The following is a 2831-nucleotide window of genomic DNA, read 5'->3' as shown; positions in this document are numbered from 1 at the left end:
TAAACCCTGGCGATGACCTACTCTCGCATGGCTTGAGCCACACTACCATCGGCGCAGCTGCGTTTCACTTCCGAGTTCGGGATGGGATCGGGTGGTTCCACAGCGCTAATTTCACCAGGGAGGCTTTTGGAGTGTCGCACTCGTCCCTGTGGGACAAGGCGCCAGCCTCGCATAGTTCTTGTGACGTAGCGTGCACTTGGATGCTCTTACGACGTTGTCGTAAAGCCAAGGCAACTTGAGGTTATATGGTCAAGCCGCACGGATCATTAGTATCAGTTAGCTCAATACATTGCTGTACTTACACACCTGACCTATCAACCACGTAGTCTACATGGTTCCTTCAGGGGGCTTGTGCCCCGGGAGATCTCATCTTGAGGCGCGCTTCCCGCTTAGATGCTTTCAGCGGTTATCGCTTCCGAACATAGCTACCCGGCAATGCCACTGGCGTGACAACCGGAACACCAGAGGTTCGTCCACTCCGGTCCTCTCGTACTAGGAGCAGCCCCTCTCAAATCTCCAACGCCCATGGCAGATAGGGACCGAACTGTCTCACGACGTTCTGAACCCAGCTCGCGTACCACTTTAAATGGCGAACAGCCATACCCTTGGGACCGACTACAGCCCCAGGATGTGATGAGCCGACATCGAGGTGCCAAACACCGCCGTCGATATGAACTCTTGGGCGGTATCAGCCTGTTATCCCCGGAGTACCTTTTATCCGTTGAGCGATGGCCCTTCCATACAGAACCACCGGATCACTAAGTCCTAGTTTCCTACCTGCTTGATCCGTCGATCTTGCAGTCAAGCACGCTTATGCCTTTGCACACAGTGCGCGATGTCCGACCGCGCTGAGCGTACCTTCGAGCTCCTCCGTTACTCTTTAGGAGGAGACCGCCCCAGTCAAACTACCCACCATACACGGTCCCCGACCCAGATAATGGGCCCAGGTTAGAACGTCAAGCACGACAGGGTGGTATTTCAAGGATGGCTCCACCACAGCTAGCGCCATGGTTTCATAGCCTCCCACCTATCCTACACAGACGAACTCAACGTTCAGTGTAAAGCTATAGTAAAGGTTCACGGGGTCTTTCCGTCTTGCCACGGGAACGCTGCATCTTCACAGCGATTTCAATTTCACTGAGTCTCGGGTGGAGACAGCGCCGCTGTCGTTACGCCATTCGTGCAGGTCGGAACTTACCCGACAAGGAATTTCGCTACCTTAGGACCGTTATAGTTACGGCCGCCGTTTACTGGGGCTTCGATCAAGAGCTTCGCCTTGCGGCTGACCCCATCAATTAACCTTCCAGCACCGGGCAGGCGTCACACCCTATACGTCCACTTTCGTGTTTGCAGAGTGCTGTGTTTTTGATAAACAGTCGCAGCGGCCTGGTTACTGCGACCCTCTTCAGCTATAGCTCGCACGAGCCACCAAAAAGGGTGCACCTTCTCCCGAAGTTACGGTGCCATGTTGCCTAGTTCCTTCACCCGAGTTCTCTCAAGCGCCTGAGAATTCTCATCCTACCCACCTGTGTCGGTTTACGGTACGGTCTGCGTAAGCTGAAGCTTAGGAGCTTTTCCTGGAAGCGTGGTATCAGTGACTTTGCCATAAAGGCTCGTCTCGGTGCTCGGTCTTAAAGGATCCCGGATTTGCCAAAGATCCAAACCTACCGCCTTTCCCCAGGACAACCAACGCCTGGTACACCTAACCTTCTCCGTCCCTCCATCGCACTTACGCGAGGTGCAGGAATATTAACCTGCTTCCCATCGACTACGACTTTCGTCCTCGCCTTAGGGGCCGACTCACCCTGCGCCGATTAACGTTGCGCAAGGAAACCTTGGGCTTTCGGCGTGCGGGTTTTTCACCCGCATTATCGTTACTCATGTCAGCATTCGCACTTCCGATACCTCCAGCAGACTTCTCAATCCACCTTCAACGGCTTACGGAACGCTCCTCTACCGCGCATAACAAAGTTATGCACCCCAAGCTTCGGTTCTGTGCTTAGCCCCGTTAAATCTTCCCCGCAGACCGACTCGACCAGTGAGCTATTACGCTTTCTTTAAAGGGTGGCTGCTTCTAAGCCAACCTCCTGGCTGTCTGTGCCTTTCCACATGGTTTTCCACTTAGCACAAAATTTGGGACCTTAGCTGTGGGTCTGGGTTGTTTCCCTTTTCACGACGGACGTTAGCACCCGCCGTGTGTCTCCCATACAGTCCGTCTCGGTATTCGGAGTTTGCAATGGTTTGGTAAGTCGCGATGACCCCCTAGCCATAACAGTGCTCTACCCCCGAGAGGATACATATGAGGCGCTACCTAAATAGCTTTCGAGGAGAACCAGCTATCTCCGGGTTCGATTAGCTTTTCACTCCTAATCACACCTCATCCCCTACCTTTGCAACGGGAGTGGGTTCGGGCCTCCAGTGCGTGTTACCGCACCTTCACCCTGGGCATGACTAGATCACCCGGTTTCGGGTCTACTGCCCGCGACTATGCGCCCTTATCAGACTCGGTTTCCCTTCGCCTCCCCTATACGGTTAAGCTTGCCACGAACAGTAAGTCGCTGACCCATTATACAAAAGGTACGCAGTCACTCCTTGCGGAGCTCCTACTGCTTGTACGCACACGGTTTCAGGTTCTATTTCACTCCCCTCTCCGGGGTTCTTTTCGCCTTTCCCTCACGGTACTGGTTCACTATCGGTCGGTCAGTAGTATTTAGCCTTGGAGGATGGTCCCCCCATGTTCAGACAGGGTTTCACGTGCCCCGCCCTACTCGTCTTCACTGAAATGGCCCTTTCAGATACAGGGCTATCACCTTCTATGGCCACTCTTTCCA

The 2831-nt window shown here is 53.9% G+C and carries 2 rRNA genes (1 of these 2 cut by a window edge); both read right to left on the bottom strand.

Annotation, left to right across the window (positions count from 1 at the left end):
- Positions 1-4 precede the first annotated feature (4 nt).
- Positions 5-119, bottom strand: a 5S ribosomal RNA gene (gene rrf, locus ACM0PY_RS21085).
- A 126-nt stretch (positions 120-245) separates the two neighbouring features.
- Positions 246-2831, bottom strand: a 23S ribosomal RNA gene (locus ACM0PY_RS21080) (it continues 294 nt past the right edge of the window).

It is taken from the genome of Stenotrophomonas sp. BR163, assembly GCF_047520985.2.
Taxonomy (GTDB): domain Bacteria; phylum Pseudomonadota; class Gammaproteobacteria; order Xanthomonadales; family Xanthomonadaceae; genus Stenotrophomonas; species Stenotrophomonas sepilia.
The sequence above is the reverse complement of the archived record's forward strand: the minus strand, read 5'-3'. Positions and strand labels throughout refer to the sequence as shown.